This is a genomic window from Curtobacterium sp. MMLR14_002 (genome assembly GCF_001864975.1).
Classification (GTDB): domain Bacteria; phylum Actinomycetota; class Actinomycetes; order Actinomycetales; family Microbacteriaceae; genus Curtobacterium; species Curtobacterium flaccumfaciens.
In genome coordinates this window covers 1-306 of record NZ_MJGT01000040.1, presented here as the reverse complement: position 1 = coordinate 306, position 306 = coordinate 1, and the positions used below count along the sequence as shown (strand labels likewise).

The 306-nt window shown below is 61.1% G+C and carries 1 pseudogene; it reads right to left on the bottom strand.

Features of this window, described 5'->3' with window-relative positions:
• Positions 1–306: pseudogene (locus tag BIU91_RS03475) on the bottom strand (hypothetical protein); the annotation flags it as partial.

The window sequence follows — 306 nt, the reverse complement described above, 5'->3', positions numbered from 1 at the left end:
CCCCCACCAGATCGGATGTGGTTCCAGACCATCGTCGGGCACCTGGTAGGTCTCCCACCGTCGCTGGTGCTCCGGGGTGAGTGTGATCAGGTCACAGTAGAACACAGCAACCCGCCGCTCGATAGGCGAGTCGTGGTCGTTGGAATCGTAGCCCGAGAGGTCGTAGGCGAAACCGATGTGGCTAAGCCCAACATGGTCTCTCTCGAAAACATCGTCGCCGTCGAAGGCCTCATCAGTGAGGCCCATGCTTGCTCCGGCGTCCCCGAAGTCGAATCGGAACCGCCCGTCGTTGCGGTACTGCTCAAG